At 35.6% G+C, this 503-nt stretch carries 1 pseudogene; it reads right to left on the bottom strand.

From position 1 onward, the window contains the following. Nucleotides 1–228: 228 nt before the first annotated feature. A pseudogene (locus ABEV15_RS14050) lies at nucleotides 229–342 on the bottom strand (IS4 family transposase); the annotation flags it as partial. Between the last annotated feature and the right edge of the window lie 161 nt (nucleotides 343–503).

The following is a 503-nucleotide window of genomic DNA, read 5'->3' as shown; positions in this document are numbered from 1 at the left end:
CCCAAGTCAAGGAAGGAGGACGAAGTCCGTTTGCACTTCTGGGGAGTTGCAAGCCCTCACTTCAAGCATTAGCTAAGTGGGGGTAGTTGACAAGGCTCTCCTCCTGTTTCTAGTTGACGTTGTTTAGTTTTGTTCTATTTTATTTTCGTAACATATTTGAATTGAAAATGTTTAATGTTTCCATCATTATATCCTTGCCAATGGATTCATTCAATCCTTCCTTACGAACAGTGCCTGGCACCGTTCGCTAAATTTCATCGTTTTCACCTGTTCTTCAAATAATTGAAGATTTATTGGCGAAAACCATTGTCCAAATGAAGTTTTTCGTGTAATCTTGTCCATGAGTTTGGTCCTTTTTAGTGGATTTGGACGGGTTACCACCTGACTTATCCATTATAAAGGACTTTTTCTTTTCACAAAATAAAATAAGTGAAGATTGTGAGTCTTTTTAATATTAAAATCAAATTAATGCAACACTAGTGAACTACTTTATAATTATTTTT

Source organism: Bhargavaea massiliensis, from assembly GCF_050480245.1.
In the GTDB taxonomy this organism is placed as follows: Bacteria; Bacillota; Bacilli; order Bacillales; family Anoxybacillaceae; genus Anoxybacillus.
The sequence above is the reverse complement of the archived record's forward strand: the minus strand, read 5'-3'. Positions and strand labels throughout refer to the sequence as shown.